General features: G+C 63.4%; 13 protein-coding genes. 10 read left to right on the forward strand and 3 right to left on the reverse strand.

Going from position 1 to position 15,262, the window contains the following annotated elements; all coding sequences use genetic code 11:
- Positions 1-104: 104 nt before the first annotated feature.
- The gene (locus K8M09_RS20495; protein ID WP_160785710.1) at positions 105-995 is read left to right on the forward strand and encodes a LysR family transcriptional regulator; all 891 of its coding nucleotides are present in this window, start codon (positions 105-107) and stop codon (positions 993-995) included.
- Positions 996-1,052: 57 nt separating this feature from the next.
- Here the strand turns inward: K8M09_RS20495 and K8M09_RS20500 are convergent, their stop codons facing one another.
- Together K8M09_RS20500 and K8M09_RS20505 are read right to left on the reverse strand one after the other, a co-directional pair.
- Positions 1,053-3,017, reverse strand: a complete 1,965-nt coding sequence (locus K8M09_RS20500) for a methyl-accepting chemotaxis protein (RefSeq protein ID WP_160785709.1) — start codon at positions 3,015-3,017, stop codon at positions 1,053-1,055.
- A 118-nt stretch (positions 3,018-3,135) separates the two neighbouring features.
- On the reverse strand, positions 3,136-4,521 hold the full coding sequence (locus K8M09_RS20505) for a TrkH family potassium uptake protein (protein WP_170299473.1): 1,386 nt from the start codon (positions 4,519-4,521) through the stop codon (positions 3,136-3,138).
- 325 nt (positions 4,522-4,846) lie between these two features.
- On the opposite strand from K8M09_RS20505, the gene K8M09_RS20510 reads away from it, so the two are divergent.
- The 5 genes from K8M09_RS20510 to nrdF all read left to right on the forward strand — a co-directional run bounded on the left by K8M09_RS20510 (position 4,847) and on the right by nrdF (position 10,337).
- Complete coding sequence (locus K8M09_RS20510; protein WP_160785707.1) at positions 4,847-6,076, forward strand: aromatic ring-hydroxylating oxygenase subunit alpha; 1,230 nt, start codon at positions 4,847-4,849, stop codon at positions 6,074-6,076.
- Positions 6,077-6,542: 466 nt separating this feature from the next.
- Entirely contained in the window at positions 6,543-6,764 is a 222-nt protein-coding gene (gene nrdH / locus K8M09_RS20515) for a glutaredoxin-like protein NrdH (protein ID WP_160785706.1), read from the forward strand.
- A 20-nt stretch (positions 6,765-6,784) separates the two neighbouring features.
- A complete protein-coding gene (nrdI, locus tag K8M09_RS20520; protein WP_229342473.1) occupies positions 6,785-7,183 on the forward strand; it encodes a class Ib ribonucleoside-diphosphate reductase assembly flavoprotein NrdI in 399 nt (132 codons plus the stop codon).
- Positions 7,180-9,327 carry a class 1b ribonucleoside-diphosphate reductase subunit alpha gene (nrdE, locus tag K8M09_RS20525; protein ID WP_229342475.1) on the forward strand — a complete coding sequence of 716 codons (2,148 nt, stop codon included), beginning with the start codon at positions 7,180-7,182 and terminating at the stop codon, positions 9,325-9,327. The genes nrdI and nrdE overlap by 4 nt, the downstream gene beginning before the upstream one ends.
- A gap of 20 nt (positions 9,328-9,347) precedes the next feature.
- A complete protein-coding gene (gene nrdF, locus K8M09_RS20530; RefSeq protein ID WP_229342477.1) occupies positions 9,348-10,337 on the forward strand; it encodes a class 1b ribonucleoside-diphosphate reductase subunit beta in 990 nt (329 codons plus the stop codon).
- Positions 10,338-10,421: 84 nt separating this feature from the next.
- Here the strand turns inward: nrdF and K8M09_RS20535 are convergent, their stop codons facing one another.
- Positions 10,422-11,153: a GntR family transcriptional regulator gene (locus tag K8M09_RS20535; RefSeq protein WP_160788188.1), complete on the reverse strand. Its 732-nt coding sequence runs from the start codon at positions 11,151-11,153 to the stop codon at positions 10,422-10,424.
- 198 nt (positions 11,154-11,351) lie between these two features.
- Here K8M09_RS20535 and K8M09_RS20540 point away from each other — a divergent pair, with 198 nt between their 5' ends.
- The 4 genes from K8M09_RS20540 to K8M09_RS20555 all read left to right on the forward strand — a co-directional run bounded on the left by K8M09_RS20540 (position 11,352) and on the right by K8M09_RS20555 (position 15,261).
- On the forward strand, positions 11,352-12,539 hold the full coding sequence (locus K8M09_RS20540; protein ID WP_160788189.1) for an ABC transporter substrate-binding protein: 1,188 nt from the start codon (positions 11,352-11,354) through the stop codon (positions 12,537-12,539).
- Positions 12,540-12,636: 97 nt separating this feature from the next.
- Positions 12,637-13,506: a branched-chain amino acid ABC transporter permease gene (locus K8M09_RS20545; RefSeq protein ID WP_160788190.1), complete on the forward strand. Its 870-nt coding sequence runs from the start codon at positions 12,637-12,639 to the stop codon at positions 13,504-13,506.
- A gap of 4 nt (positions 13,507-13,510) precedes the next feature.
- Positions 13,511-14,482 carry a branched-chain amino acid ABC transporter permease gene (locus tag K8M09_RS20550; protein ID WP_160788191.1) on the forward strand — a complete coding sequence of 324 codons (972 nt, stop codon included), beginning with the start codon at positions 13,511-13,513 and terminating at the stop codon, positions 14,480-14,482.
- On the forward strand, positions 14,479-15,261 hold the full coding sequence (locus K8M09_RS20555) for an ABC transporter ATP-binding protein (RefSeq protein WP_160788192.1): 783 nt from the start codon (positions 14,479-14,481) through the stop codon (positions 15,259-15,261). Before K8M09_RS20550 ends, K8M09_RS20555 begins: the two co-directional genes overlap by 4 nt.
- Position 15,262: the final 1 nt, after the last annotated feature.

The raw sequence follows: 15,262 nt of genomic DNA on the forward strand, positions 1-15,262 counted from the left end.
GCGGGCCGGAGGATCCCCCGCACTCCCCGCGTGGGGATCCTCGATTGATCTGTGCCCGGAAACCGTTATTTTCGGGCAGGGCCGATCCCGTCCGAGGATAAGTGATGCTGCATTCGCGCGTGCTGCGCTATATCGACGAGGTTGCGCGCCTCGGCTCCATCCGGGCGGCGGGCGATTCCCTGCATGTCGCCCCCTCGGCCATCAACAAGCACATCCTTCAACTGGAGGAGGCCATCGGCGAGCCGCTGTTCGAGCGTCTGCCGCGCGGCCTGCGCCTGACACCGGCGGGCGAAATCCTCGTCGCGCATGTGCGGCGGACCATGAAGGAATACAGCCAGGTCGAAGCGGAAATCCGCGACATCAAGGGGCTGCAGAGCGGCGAGGTGATCATCGCCACGACCAACGGGCTTGCGGAAGGCATCGTCGCCAAGACGGCGGCCGGCTTCTGCGCCCGCCATCCGCGCATAAAACTCTCCATTCGCAACATGCCGATCCGCGAGATCGTCAAATCGGTTGCCGATGGCGAAGCCGATCTCGGCCTTGCCTTCAACCTGCCGACAACCGCCCAGCTCGAAACGCTGGTGCGGTTCGAGACACGTCTCGGCGCGGTGGTCTCCAGCGACCATCCACTTGCCGGAACGGAAGTGATGCCGCTGAGGAATTGCCTCGGCTATCCGCTGATCTTCGCCGATCGTTCGATGGTCATGCATTCCATCGTCTCGGAAGCCTTCACGACCGCCGGCCTCGTCGGCGAGCCGACCTTCGTCACGAACTCCATCGAGGCGATGAAGTCGCTTGCCGCCCTCAGCGACGGCATCGCCTTCCTCAGCAAGTTCGACGTGGCGGAAGAGCAGCACAACGGCACGCTCTCCTACATTTCCATCCGGGACGGGACATTCGGCAAGAATGTGCTTTCGCTCGTCCAGCGCGAGAAGCGCGGTCGGGCCATCGCGGCCACTATCTTCGCGGAAGATTTGAAGCGCTCGCTGCACTGAGCGTGGTGCAGGGCGGAAGGGAGCGCGCCGCTGTGTGAGCGGCGCGCCCGGTCTTTATCAGAATTCGTCCCAGCCCTGTTCGACGGCCGGGGCGGCGCTGCCGCCACCGAAGGCGCTGGCGAGCTTGCCGACCATGCGGCGGGCCGGCGAGGCGACGGGCTGCGAGGCCGCGCTGGCGCGGACGGGCGCTGCGGCATGGCCGCGACCGGCGCCGCCGCCGGCCCCGACGACTGCCCCGACCTGGAACTTGCCGACGAGCTGGCGCAGCCTGTCGGCGTCACCGGCCAGCGAGGCGCTGGCGGCCGTCGACTGCTCCACCATGGCGGCGTTCTGCTGCGTCGTCTGGTCCATCTGGTTGACGGCGGCATTCACCTCCGCAAGACCGACCGATTGTTCGCGCGCCGAAAGGGCGATGGCGTCGAGCTGGAGGTTGATGTCGCTGACATGCTGGTTGATCACCTTCAGCGCTTCGCCGGTCTGCATCACGAGACGCACGCCGCCTTCCACTTCGCTTGCCGAATGGCGGATCAGTTCCTTGATTTCCTTGGCCGCCTGCGCCGAGCGCTGGGCAAGCTCGCGCACTTCCTGCGCCACGACGGCAAAGCCCTTGCCGGCTTCGCCCGCGCGGGCCGCTTCCACGCCCGCATTGAGGGCGAGGAGGTTCGTCTGGAAGGCAATCTCGTCGATCACGCCGATGATGTTGGAAATCTGGCCGGAGGACTGCTCGATGCGCTGCATGGCGGCAACGGCGTCGGAGACGACCTTGGTGGAGTGGTTGGCCGAGCCGTTGGCCTCCAGCGCCTTGCTGCGGGCCTCTTCGGCGCGCTTGGAGGACTGGGAGACGTTCGCGGTGATCTCGTCGAGGGCCGCGGCGGTCTCTTCCAGGGCGGCGGCCTGCTGCTCGGTGCGGCGCGACAGGTCGTTGGCGGCCTGGCTCAGTTCACGCGAGCCGCTGTCGATGGAGCCGGTGGCTTCGGAGACCGAGTGCAGCGCGGTGCGCAACTGGCTGACGGCGGCGTTGAAGTCCTGACGCAGGGATTCGAATTCCGGCGAGAAGGCTTGCGTCAGTTCGCAGGAAAGATCGCCGCCGGCCATGCGCTTGAGGCCGCCGGCAAGGCCGTCGGTCGCCTGCGCCATGGCGGCGTTGCGCACGCGGTCGGTTTCGAGATTGCGCTCGCGCTCGGCCTCGCTGGCGTGGCGTGCGGCTTCGGAGGAGGCCTCGAGGGCGCGGGTGCGCAGGCCGTTGTCCTTGAACACCTGCACGGCGCGCGCCATGCCGCCGACTTCGTCGCGCCGGTCGGTCTCGGCGATCTCGATGTCGAGATTGCCGCCCGCGAGCGTCGTCATGGTGCCGGCCAGCGTGTTGAGCGGGCGGGAGATCCAGGCGCGCACGGCGAAGAAGCTGGCGATGAGGATCGCCGCCAGGCCGATGACGACGCTGAGGACGGTCGTCATGATGGTGGTGCGCGTGGTTTCGATGAGCGCGGCCTGACGAGCTTCGGCCGTGGCGGTGATCTGGTTGATCTCGTCGGTCAGGGCGGTAATAGCGGCGCCGAAGGCGGGCTTGCAGTCGGCTGCGAATTCAGTCTGCGCCTGGATGTTCGCTGCGTCGTCGAAGGTCGTGGCGGCAGCGGCGACCAGCGGGCCGCAATTGGTGTTCAGGGCGTCGAGCGCGCTGGCCTTGATCGCCTTGATCCGCGTGCTGTCCTCCACCGCGGTCATGGCGGTGTCCATCTGCTTGGTGAAGAAGCCTTCGCTCAGCTTCATGTCCTCGACGGCGGCGTCCTTCGCCTCCTTGGTGCGGGCGATCAGCACATCGGCGATGGCCGAGCGCGTGGACACGAGGCTGCGGCTGGCGCGGGCCAGCATCAGCGTCGCCGTGGAGTCCTCGTCCAGCAGCGAGGTATAGGCGGAATCGATGAAGGAGATGCGTGACGTGCTGTAGGCCGTGACGCCGGCCACGAAGAGGCCGAAAGCGCCGAGGTTGAGGAGGAATTTGCCGATGATCGGGATATTGCGCATGGCGGCCGCCTGTTATGGAGAAACTGTTCCACGGGTAGAGGGCAGCGGTTAGATTTGATTTAAATTCTCTGTTCTGAAATGGAAAAAGACCTTTTCATTTCAGGAAGGAATCGAACCGTCAGCTCTTCCAGAACAGCGGCGTCAGCACGACGAGCACGGTCAGCACCTCAAGGCGTCCGAGCAGCATCATCACGGACAGGAGATAGAGGGCCGGATCGGAGATCGTCGAGAAATTGCCGGCCGGCCCGACGATGGGACCGATCCCCGGCCCGACATTCGAGAGCGCGGTGATGACGGACGAGGTGGATGTCACCACGTCGTAGCCCATGGCCGACATGACGAGGCTCCCGACTGCCCACAGCATGAGATAGGTGGTGAAGAACAGCACGACGCTGCGTTGCAGGTCGGCGTCCACCGTCATGTTGCCGTAGCGCACGGCATGGATGCCGTTGGGGTAGATGAGCTTGTAGAGGCCGGTGCGGATGGAATTGAAGAGGATGATGAAGCGATAGGCCTTGATGCCGCCCGCCGTGGAGCCGGAACAGCCCCCCATGAAGGTCATGAAGAAGGCCATGGCGACGACGAAGGGCCCCCAGAGCGTGTAGTCCTCGCTGGCAAAGCCGGTCGTGGAGAGGATCGTCGAGACGGTGAAGAAGGAATGGGCGAGGGCTTCGTGGAAGGGCACGCCGTTCTGCAGCCGGTGATAGACGGCGATGGCGATGGAGAAGGCGACGAGATAGGCGAGGAACACGCCGATCTGCGGGTCGCGCAGCGCATCGAGGCGGCCGCGTACCATGAAGACGATCAGGATCGAGAAGGGCAGGCTGCACACGGTCATGAAGAAGGTGGCGGCCCAGAGCAGCGGCAGACTGTTGAAATAGCCGAAGGAGGCGTCGTGGGTCGAGAAGCCCCCGGTCGCCACCGTCGCCATGGCGTGGTTGATGGCGTCGAAACGGCTCATGCCGAGAACGGCGAAGGTGAGCGTGCAGGCAATGGTGATCAGCACGTAGACGAGGACGAAGGCGCGCGTGAAGCTGGCGATGCGGGCGAAGGGTTTGTCGTTGGTGTCGGAGGATTCCATCTTGAAGAAGGAGATGCCGCCGACGCGCAGATAGGGCATCACAAAAAGCCCGAGCGCGACGATGCCGATGCCGCCGAGCCAGTGCAGCAGCGAGCGCCACATCAGGATGCCGGGCGGTACCTGGTCGAGGCCGGAGATAACGGTGGAACCCGTCGTGGTGATCGCGGAGATCGATTCGAACAGGGCCTTGGCGAAGCCGAGATCGAGGGACGACAGCATGAAGGGGACGGCGCCGACGAGTGAGAAGACGAGCCAGAGCAGGTTGACGAGCAGGAAGCCCATCTTCTTGTTGAACGGCGGCGGGCCGGAGCGCGTCGCGGCCGCCGCCAGCAGCGAAAGCCCCCCGACCAGCATGGCCGACAGCAGGAAGACCTGCCAGTCGCGATGGCCGAAATAGAGGTCCACCGCGGCGGGAACCAGCATGGCGGCTGCCAGATAGAGGCCGCAGATGGCCGCGATGTTGATGGCTGAGCGATAGACCGTCGCGTTCACGAAATTGATCCCAAGGAGCAGCGCCCGGCGATGGCCTGGCCATGGAGCGGAGGAAAGGCCCTAGCCTGTCTGCCGGCCGAACTCAAGGCGGCTCATGCCGGGCCGGGCCGGCCTCCGCGCTCCGCCCCTGTTCTCCCGCCGCCGCTCATGCGGATGCGTAATCGAGACCTTCGATTAATTGAGGCCGATACCGGACCTTGTTTAAGCCCGCGCCTGCCGAATACTGATCCTGAAACGATGCTGAGGAACAATGAGCATGGCAACGACCGCGGAAGCTGCAATCGATCACTCTGCCGATCCCATCGATCGCCTCATTGCCGCGCATCGGCCGGGCTACGGGCTTGCCCGTGCGTTCTATTCCGATCCGGAGATCTACCGGCGCGACATGGAGCGGGTCTTCCGCCGGCACTGGCACTGTATCGCCCATGAGAGCGTGATCCCGAACGTCAACGATTTCGAAGTCTTCCGCATCGATACCGAGCAGGTGATCGTCACCCGCACGGCCGACGGGTCGGTCCACGCCATGCTCAACGTCTGTCGCCATCGCGGCGCGGAGGTCTGCACGAAGCAGAAGGGCAATGCGCGCGTCTTCGTCTGTCCCTACCATGCCTGGACCTACGGCAACGACGGAAGCCTCAGGGCCGCGCGCCTGATGCCGAAGGATTTCAAGCGGGAGGAGCATGGGCTGAAGACGCTGCATGTGCGCGTCGTCGAGGGCCTGATCTTCATTTCCTTCGCCGAGCAGCCGCTGGATTTCTCCGAGGTGGAGAACCTGCTGCATGCGACCTGCGGCCAATACGGCTGGGCGGGCGCCCGGATCGCCCATCGGGAGACCTATCCGGTTTCGGCCAACTGGAAGCTGGCCGTCGAGAATTATGTGGAATGCTATCATTGCGGGCCGGCGCATCCGGAATATTCGCAGACCCACGCGCTGGAACAGCCCCTCCACATGATCGAGGCGCTGAACGAGGCGATGGAGGCGCGCACCTGCGCGCTCGGCATCGAGGTCGGGTCCGGCAACCACTGGCAGACCTCGCGCGAGGGGCGCGAGGCGATCCACGCCTTCCGCTACGCGCTCTATGACGGCGTGCAGAGCGGCAGCGAGGACGGCAAGGCCGTCGCCCCGCTGATGGGCCGCTTCACCGATTTCGACGGCGGCGTGACCTCCATCCATCTCGGCGGCACGACCTTCCTCGTCTGCTATCCCGACCACGGCATGATCTACCGCTTCATCCCGAAGACGGCGGATAGCTGCGAGATGGAGCTGATCTGGCTCGTCGACGGCAAGGCGGAAGAGGGCAGGGACTACGACCTTGCAAAGCTCACCTGGCTGTGGACGGTCACGACCGCGGAAGACAAGGCGATCATCGAGCACACGGCGCGGGGCGTGCAGTCGCACTATTTCGTGCCGGGGCCGATCGCGCCGATGGAGCAGAACGAGCTGCGCTACATCAACTGGTATCTGGACGAGATCAGCCGGGCCTGAGGCGGCCAAAGCCGCTCTCCCGTCACCGCATTCGTGGCCCGGTCCCAAGGATCGGGCCACAATCGTTTGGGGATGCCCATGCCCGATTCCGGGCAGCGGGAAAAGGGGGAATGCGCGCGGTCCGGCACGCTTGTTGTGGATATCGCGCCGTCTCCCCGCTATCCACAGCACATGCGGACAATTTTCATTTCATTTGCCGGATTTCATCCCAGTCATTGACGTAATTTTTACCTGAGCTACTATATATAGTGTTCAGGCGCGCCGATTCGTAAAGGGTGGCCAGCCGGAACGGGAACCCGGCATGCAGCGGCCAGAGTGCCTGCGCAGAGCCGGAGCCACCCCCGCAACTGTAGCGGCGCCCTGCGTTCGGTCCCTCACGGGTGGCCGGGCGCGCTTGTCCGCCCCACATTGGCCCCTCGGCGGATGGGTCGGTGTGCATGACATCGAGAGCAACACGAGGAAAGCCATGTCCATCACCGTTTATTCGAAGCCTGCCTGCGTCCAGTGCACCGCGACGACGCGCGCGCTCGATCGCCAGGGTATCGACTACAGCGTCGTCGACATTTCGCAGGACGCGGATGCGTTCGCGCTGGTGCAGGGGCTCGGCTACCGCCAGGTTCCGGTGGTGATCGCCGGCGAACAGCACTGGGCCGGCTTCCGCCCGGACATGATCAGCGCACTGGCCTGATTTCGGGGGCGCGGCGGGATATGGGCGGCCTCGTCTATTTTTCCAGCCGGTCGGAGAACACCCACCGTTTCATTCAGAAGCTCGGGCTGGCGGCGGTGCGGCTGCCGGTTGATGCGAGCGAGGAACCGCCGGAGGTCGATGCGCCCTTCGTGCTGGTGCTGCCGACCTACGGTGGCGGCGGAGAGAAGGGGGCGGTGCCGAAGCCGGTCATCCGCTTTCTCAACAACCCGCATAATCGCAGCCTGATCCGCGGCGTGATCGCGGCAGGCAATACCAATTTCGGCGCGGGATACGCGACGGCGGGCAAGATCATAGCCGCCAAGTGCTCCGTGCCGTTCCTCTACCGTTTCGAATTGCTCGGCACGGATGAGGACGTCGCCAATGTCAGACAGGGGCTGGAACGGTTTTGGACACGATGACGGTTGATAAGGTATTGAAGACGCCTGAGATTACGGCGGTTGATTACCACGCGTTGAACGCGATGCTGAACCTTTACGACGATGCCGGTCAGATCCAGCTCGACAAGGACCGGCAGGCTGCCAAGCAGTATTTCCTGCAGCACGTCAACCAGAACACGGTGTTCTTCCATAATTTGCGGGAGAAGCTGGATTACCTGGTGACGGAGGGGTATTACGAGCAGGAGGTGCTGGACCAGTACGCGTTCAACTTCGTGCGCGACCTGTTCGACGCGGCCTATGACCGCAAGTTCCGCTTCCCGACGTTCCTGGGGGCGTTCAAGTACTACACGTCCTATACGCTGAAGACCTTCGACGGGAAGCGCTATCTCGAGCGCTACGAGGACCGGGTCTGCATGGTGGCGCTGACGCTGGCGCGGGGCAACGAGCAGCTTGCGCGCGACCTGATGGACGAGATCATCTCGGGCCGCTTCCAGCCGGCCACGCCCACCTTCCTCAATGCCGGCAAGAAGCAGCGCGGCGAACTCGTCTCGTGCTTCCTGCTGCGGGTCGAGGACAATATGGAGAGCATCGGCCGGTCGATCAATTCGGCGCTGCAGCTTTCCAAGCGTGGCGGGGGCGTAGCGCTGTCGCTGACGAACCTGCGCGAGATGGGCGCGCCGATCAAGCAGATCGAGAACCAGTCGTCGGGCGTCATTCCGGTGATGAAGCTGCTGGAGGATTCGTTCTCCTACGCCAACCAGCTCGGCGCGCGCCAGGGCGCGGGCGCGGTCTATCTCAACGCGCACCATCCCGACATCATGCGCTTCCTCGACACCAAGCGCGAGAATGCCGACGAGAAGATCCGCATCAAGACGCTGTCGCTCGGCGTGGTCATCCCGGACATCACCTTCGAACTGGCGAAGAACAACGAGGACATGTACCTGTTCTCGCCGCATGACGTGGAGCGGGTCTACGGCGTGCCGTTCACCGAGATCTCGGTGACGGAGAAGTACCGCGAGATGGTCGAGGACGGCCGGATCAAGAAGAAGAAGATCAAGGCGCGCGACTTCTTCCAGATCATCGCCGAGATCCAGTTCGAGAGCGGCTATCCCTACATCATGTTCGAGGACACGGTGAACCGGGCGAACCCGATCGCCGGGCGCATCACCATGAGCAACCTGTGCTCGGAGATCCTGCAGGTCAGCGAGGCGAGCGAGTTCAACGAGGACCTGTCCTATTCGAAGATGGGCAAGGATATCTCGTGCAATCTCGGCTCGCTGAACATCGCGGCCGCCATGGACAGCCCCGACTTCGGCCAGACGATCGCCACCTCGATCCGCGCGCTGACGGCGGTCTCCGAGATGAGCCACATCTCCTCGGTCCCCTCGATCGAGAAGGGCAATGACGACAGCCACGCCATCGGGCTTGGCCAGATGAACCTGCACGGCTATCTCGCCCGCGAGCGCATCTATTACGGTTCGGAAGAAGGCGTCGACTTCACCAATATCTACTTCTACACGGTGACCTACCACGCCATCCGCGCGTCGAACCGGATCGCGGTGGAGAAGGGCGAGAGCTTCAAGGGCTTCGAGAACTCGAAGTATGCCTCGGGCGAATACTTCGACAAGTATACCGAGGCCGAATGGCTGCCGGCGACGGAGAAGGTGAAGGGTCTCTTCGAGGAGGCCGGCATCCCTATCCCGACGCAGGAAGACTGGCTGGCGCTGAAGGCCGAGGTGATGAAGGGCGGTCTCTACAACCAGAACCTCCAGGCGGTTCCGCCGACGGGCTCGATCTCCTACATCAACCACTCGACCTCCTCGATCCATCCGATCGTCTCGAAGATCGAGATCCGCAAGGAAGGCAAGATCGGCCGCGTCTACTATCCGGCGGCGTTCATGACGAACGACAACCTGGACTACTACCAGGATGCCTACGAGATCGGCCCGGAGAAGATCATCGACACCTATGCGGCGGCCACGCAGCATGTCGACCAGGGTCTTTCGCTGACGCTGTTCTTCCGCGACACGGCGACGACGCGCGACATCAACCGGGCGCAGATCTATGCCTGGAAGAAGGGCATCAAGACGATCTACTATATCCGCCTGCGCCAGATGGCGCTGTCCGGCACGGAAGTGCAGGGCTGCGTTTCGTGCGCCCTGTGACCTGACCTTCTGGTGAGACCATGAACAGCCATGTGAAGACGAAGACCGCGAAGGCGGCGAGCGCGGTGCGCGCGATCAACTGGAACCGTGTCGAGGACGACAAGGACCTGGAAGTGTGGAACCGCCTGACGGGGAACTTCTGGCTGCCGGAGAAGGTGCCGCTGTCGAACGACATCCCGTCCTGGGCGACGCTGAAGCCGCAGGAGCAGCAGTTGACGATCCGTGTGTTCACCGGCCTGACGCTGCTGGACACGATCCAGAACGGGGTCGGCTCGGTGAAGCTGATGGAAGACAGCGTGACGCCGCATGAGGAGGCTGTTCTGTCGAACGTCTCGTTCATGGAGGCGGTGCATGCGCGGTCCTATTCGTCGATCTTCTCGACGCTGTGCCTGACGCCGGACGTGGACGACGCCTATCGCTGGTCGGAGGAGAACGAGTTCCTGCAGAGGAAGTCGGCGCTGATCATGGAGCAATACGCTTCGGGCGACCCCTTGAAGAAGAAGGTCGCCTCGGTCTTCCTGGAAAGCTTCCTGTTCTATTCCGGCTTCTACCTGCCGATGTACTGGTCGAGCCGTGCGAAGCTGACGAACACGGCCGACCTCATCCGCCTGATCATCCGCGACGAGGCGGTGCATGGCTACTATATCGGCTACAAGTTCCAGCGTGGCCTCGAGCGTCTGAATGCGGACCGGCAGCAGGAGATCAAGGACTTCGCCTTCGACCTGCTTCTGGAGCTTTACGACAACGAGGCGAAATACACCGAGGAACTCTATGACGGGGTGGGTCTGACCGAGGACGTGAAGAAGTTCCTGCATTACAACGCCAACAAGGCGCTGATGAACCTCGGCTACGAGGCGCTGTTCCCGCCCGAGGCGTGCAAGGTCAACCCCGCCATCCTGTCGGCCCTCTCGCCCAATGCCGACGAGAACCACGACTTCTTCTCAGGCTCAGGATCCTCATACGTCATCGGTAAAGCCGTCGCGACAGAAGACGACGATTGGGACTTTTGAGACGGATCGTCCTGACATGTTTCAACCCCAGCCCTGGAAATCCCGGGCTGGGGTATTGTTTTTCCGGGTCGCGCGATCCGGCTTCTACCTGCCGAAAAGCTTGACCAGATCGACGGCGTCGCCGGTGCGGGCACCGATCTGAAGGTGGCGCTCGATGTGCTTGAGGTGGATCGTCATCATGCGCGCCGCCCGTTCCGCATCCCTTGCATGGAAGGCCTCGACGATCGAGCTGTGCTCGTCGTCGCGACAATTGTGCACGCCCGGCGCACCGAAGATGCCGATGATCAGCGAGGTGCGCGCGACGAGTTCCTTCATCGTGCGCAGCAGGATAGCATTGCCGGCGACCTGCGCGAGCAGGGTGTGGAACTGGCCGGAGAGGCGGATCGCATCGTGGCGATGCCGCTCGTCATGGGCCGCGTGCTCCATTTCCAGATGACGGACCAGCATGGCGATGTCGTCGTCGCTGGCGCGCTGCACGGCAAGGCGCGCGATGTTCGGCTCCAGCGTCAGGCGCGCCTCGAAGACTTCCCGCGCCTGCTCGGCGGTGGGCGAGGCGATGAAGGCGCCGCGATTGGCATGAAGCTCGACCACCTCGCGGCTCGCCAGCAGCAGCAGGGTCCGGCGGATGCGCATGCGGCCGACGCCGAAGGCGTCGCAGAGGGCCGATTCGGAAAGCTTGGTGCCGGGGGGGAGCCGCTGCTCCATCACCGCTTCGAAGATGCGTTCGACGATTTCGCTCTCGTCGATCTCCTCCGCCTCCACGGGATTGCCCCTGCTCACCTCTGCCACGTCCTTCACCTCGATATGCGCGCACATGCTGCGAGCCTCTGTAATAAGTCTGTTTTGGTTGACCAACAAGCGTCTATTTCGTCGACATGCTTTTGAAAGCTTGTTCACGAGCGCTTGACAAAATTGTTAACAATGCGCTCAATGCTCTGGCCAAGGCTGAACGAGGCCGCCCGCGCGGTCCGTCTGCCAATAGAAAACAGATCAATGGCCCAGAGGAAGAACACAATGCACAAGCGTACATTCCTGAAGTTTTCCGCCCTTGCCGCAGCCACCGTCCTGGCGATGCCGCTGATGGCCTATGCCGAGAACGCCAAGCTGAAGATCGGCTTCGTCGGCGTTACCTCCGGCCCGGCCGCGGCCTGGGGCATTTCCAACCAGCGCTCGATGGAAACCCGCGCCGCGTGGCTGAACGAACTGGGCGGCGTCAAGATCGGCGACAAGACCTACGACATCGAAATCGTTCCCTTCGACGACCAGAAGGACCCCAAGCGCGCCATCGCCGGCATGGAAAAGATGGCGCAGGACGGTGTGCATTACGTGGTCGGCCCGAATGTCGACGACGGCGCGGCGGCGGTTCGCCCGGTCGCCGAGCAGAACGGCATCATGTATTTCCCCTACGCCTTCCCGAAGGAACTCTTCTCGCCGCCGGCATCCAACGCGATCCTCGGCATGGTGGCCAACTACCAGTCCGGCCCGGCCATCTACAAATACCTGATGGACAACAAGGGCGTGAAGAAGCTGGCCTTCGTGGCGGCCAACGAATCCGACCCGCTGAGCCAGCGTGAATCGGGCGTCGCCGCCGCCCAGGCCCTCGGCCTCGAAGTCGTCTCCAGCAATGTGACCTATCAGGCGGACACGACCGACTTCACGCCGGTGCTGCTGCCGGTCATCCAGGCCGCGCCCGACCTGCTCGTGCTTTCGGGCGTCTCGCCGGCCAATGCGCCGCAGCTCATCCGCTCGGCGCGCGAACTCGGCTATACCGGTCTGATCTCGGCGGAAACCGCGCAGGATGCGAACGTGCTCAAGGAAGGCGCGGGCGAACTGGCGGAAGGCTTCATCTCGGTCGGCGGCGCTTCCACGCCGGAACTGGCCAGCGACACGATGAAGGAATTCGTCGAGCGCTACACGAAGATGTTCGGCGAATACAACGACGAGTCCAACACCAAGGTCTATGCCCTTGAATACATCATCGAGACGCTGAAGGCGAACCCGGCGGCCATCGACAATGTCGACGAGTACAAGAAGACCATGGACACGTTCGAGGCTCCGAACCCCTTCATGAAGGGCGACGCCAAGCTGAAATATGTCGGCATGACCTCCTTCGGCCAGAAGCGTCAGGTCTCCGTTCCGCTCGTCGTCAACGAGTACAAGGACGGCAAGTTCGAGACCCTGTTCGTCGGCCAGGTCGACTGATCGGAGCCTAGGCAACCTCAGAGAAACGGGATCCGGTTCGCCGCGTGGGGCGCCGGCCGGGTCCCTCTTTGCCTGGCCCTTCCATTGGAGGCTCACGATGGAACAGATAATCGCCAACGGTCTTTACCTCGGGGCGCAATATGCGTTGATCGCCCTGGGCCTGACCCTGATCTTCTCGCTGATGAACGTGCTCAACTTCGCCCACGGGCAGATGTACGTCTTCGGCGGCTTCGTCACCTATACCGTCGTCGTCCAGCTCGGACTGCCCTTCATCGTCGGCCTCTTCGCCTCGGCGGTGGTGCTGGCCGTCATGGGCGCGCTCATTGAAAAATTCCTCTTCGCGCCGGTGGTGCGTCGCTCCAAGCGCGATGAATCGACCATGCTGCTCGCGGCCGGCGTCGCCTTCTTCCTCGATGCCGTCATCCTGCTTCTCTTCGGTGAAAAGCAGCGCGGCGTGCCGAAGATCGTCAACGGCGTGTTCAACTGGGACATGCGCATCATCATGCCCTATGACCGCATCCTGATCGGCGTTCTCGCCATCCTGCTGATCGTGGTCTTCATCGGCTTCATGAACTATTCCCGCACCGGCCGCGCCATGCGCGCGCTGGCCCAGGACAAGATGGCCGCCCAGCTCATGGGTGTGAATGTCGCGCGCTATTCGATGATCGGCTTTGCGCTCGGCGCGATGCTGGCGGGTCTCGTCGGCGGCCTTCTCGTCACCATCACCGGCATCAATCTCGGCATGGGCGGTCCGATCTCGGTCAAGGCCTTCCTGATGATCATGATCGGCGGCGCGGGCGTGATTTCGGGCGCGATCGCCGGCGGATTCATCCTCGGCATGATGGAGAGCGTCGGCCTTACCGTGCTCTCGGCCTATGGCGACATCACCTATCTCGCCATCTTCGCCTCGTTGATGGTGTTCCTGGCCGTCCGCCCGCAGGGGCTGATGGGCAAGCCGTGGGGTTGAGACCATGAATTCGAAAACGCTTCTCGGCTTCGCAGCCTTCCTGATCACCGTCTTCGTGCTCGTGCCGCTGTTCATCGGCGCCACCGGCCGCGTCGACTTCTACTACACGCTGACCTCGGTCGCCCTGCTTGCCGTCGGCGCCGCCGGCGTCTGGCTCACCTTCTATATCGGCCGCATCAATATCGGACAGGGCGCCTATGCGCTGGTCGGCGGCTATGTCTCGGCCATCCTCGTTACCCAGGCGGGCGTTTCCTTCTGGCTGACGCTGCCGCTGGCCGGTCTCGTCTGCGCCGTCGTCTCGGTCGCGATCGGCCTGCCGATCCTGCGCTTGCGCGGCGTCTACTTCGCCATGGTCACGCTGGTGCTGACGGAAGTCGCGCGCCTGACCGCGCTCGCCTTGCCCATCACCAACGGGGCGAAGGGCATCACCTCCATCCCGCTGCCGGGGGAGCTGTCGGTCTTCGGCCTGACGATCATCCCCGCCTTCGGTTCGCTCGCCAATCCGCGCGTCGGCTTCTACATGATGGCCGTGGCGCTGATGATCGTCACCTATCTGGTGCTGTGGCGCATCGTGAACTCGCGGCTCGGGCACCTGTGCCGCAGCCTGCAGCAGAATGAGGAACTGTCGGCCTCCATCGGCGTCAACACCGCCTATCTGCGGGTGCTCGCCTATGCGATCTCCTCGTTCTTCGGCGGCATCGCCGGGGCCATGTTCGCCTCCATCGCCCAGTCGATCTATCCGTCCTCCTTCGTGGTCGCCGACAGCGTGAACTTCATGCTCTACTGCTTCCTCGGCGGCCTCGGCTATGTCTTCGGCCCGATGCTCGGCACGTTCCTGCTCTATTTCGGCTGGGACCTGCTCTCCATCGCCAAGGAATACCAGCTTCTCATCTATTCCGGCGTCATGATCGCGCTCATGCTGGTCCTGCCGAACGGTGTCCTCAGCCTTCTCGACAAGAAGGAGGGCGGCAAATGACCCCCATCCTGCAGATCAAGAACATCACCAAGCGCTATGGCGGCCTGACCGCGGTGAACGACGTCACCTTCGACGTGAAGGCCGGCGAGATCCTCTCGGTCATCGGTCCGAACGGCGCCGGCAAGTCGACGCTCTTCAAGCTGATCTCTTCCTTCGTCCCGGCGACGAGCGGGGAAGTGCTCTTCAACGGGACACGCATCTCCAGCCTCGCGCCCCACAAGGTCGCGCAGATGGGGGTCGTGCGCACCTTCCAGGAAACGACGATCTTCCGCTCCATGACGGTGCGCGAGAATATCATCGTCTCCCATCACCTGCGCTCCAAGGCAAACCTCTTCGGGTTCTTCCTCGGTACGAAGCAGGCGAGGGAGGACGAGGCGGCCTTTGCGGCCTCGGCAGACGCAATCGTCGATTTCCTCGGCCTTCAGGCGATCCGCAACGAGCTTGCCTCCAACCTGCCGCAGGGGCACCTGCGCGCGCTCGGCATGGCCATCGGCCTTGCCACCGATCCGAAGGTCATCCTGCTGGACGAACCCTTCGCCGGCATGAACCACGATGAGACGATGAAGATGGTGGGCCTTGTCCGCCGGCTTCGCGACGAGCGTGGCGTCACGGTGCTGCTCGTCGAGCACGACATGCCCGCCGTGATGAAGATCAGCGACCGGATCGTGTGCATCAACTTCGGCCAGAAGCTGGCCGAGGGCACACCCCAGGAAATCCGCGAGAACGAGAAGGTGATCGAAGCCTATCTCGGCTCCGAAGATGCGGCGATCGGGATGTAAG

Source organism: Shinella zoogloeoides (genome assembly GCF_020883495.1).
GTDB classification, from domain to species: Bacteria; Pseudomonadota; Alphaproteobacteria; order Rhizobiales; family Rhizobiaceae; genus Shinella; species Shinella zoogloeoides.

What these genes read in the sequence shown, in the direction of transcription:
- K8M09_RS20495 (WP_160785710.1), top strand. Translation starts at nt 105, where the DNA reads ATGCTGCATTCGCGCGTGCTGCGCTATATCGACGAGGTTGCGCGCCTC.
- K8M09_RS20500 (WP_160785709.1), bottom strand. Translation starts at nt 3,017, where the DNA reads ATGCGCAATATCCCGATCATCGGCAAATTCCTCCTCAACCTCGGCGCT.
- K8M09_RS20505 (WP_170299473.1), bottom strand. Translation starts at nt 4,521, where the DNA reads ATGCTGGTTCCCGCCGCGGTGGACCTCTATTTCGGCCATCGCGACTGG.
- K8M09_RS20510 (WP_160785707.1), top strand. Translation starts at nt 4,847, where the DNA reads ATGGCAACGACCGCGGAAGCTGCAATCGATCACTCTGCCGATCCCATC.
- nrdH (WP_160785706.1), top strand. Translation starts at nt 6,543, where the DNA reads ATGTCCATCACCGTTTATTCGAAGCCTGCCTGCGTCCAGTGCACCGCG.
- nrdI (WP_229342473.1), top strand. Translation starts at nt 6,785, where the DNA reads ATGGGCGGCCTCGTCTATTTTTCCAGCCGGTCGGAGAACACCCACCGT.
- nrdE (WP_229342475.1), top strand. Translation starts at nt 7,180, where the DNA reads ATGACGGTTGATAAGGTATTGAAGACGCCTGAGATTACGGCGGTTGAT.
- nrdF (WP_229342477.1), top strand. Translation starts at nt 9,348, where the DNA reads ATGAACAGCCATGTGAAGACGAAGACCGCGAAGGCGGCGAGCGCGGTG.
- K8M09_RS20535 (WP_160788188.1), bottom strand. Translation starts at nt 11,153, where the DNA reads ATGTGCGCGCATATCGAGGTGAAGGACGTGGCAGAGGTGAGCAGGGGC.
- K8M09_RS20540 (WP_160788189.1), top strand. Translation starts at nt 11,352, where the DNA reads ATGCACAAGCGTACATTCCTGAAGTTTTCCGCCCTTGCCGCAGCCACC.
- K8M09_RS20545 (WP_160788190.1), top strand. Translation starts at nt 12,637, where the DNA reads ATGGAACAGATAATCGCCAACGGTCTTTACCTCGGGGCGCAATATGCG.
- K8M09_RS20550 (WP_160788191.1), top strand. Translation starts at nt 13,511, where the DNA reads ATGAATTCGAAAACGCTTCTCGGCTTCGCAGCCTTCCTGATCACCGTC.
- K8M09_RS20555 (WP_160788192.1), top strand. Translation starts at nt 14,479, where the DNA reads ATGACCCCCATCCTGCAGATCAAGAACATCACCAAGCGCTATGGCGGC.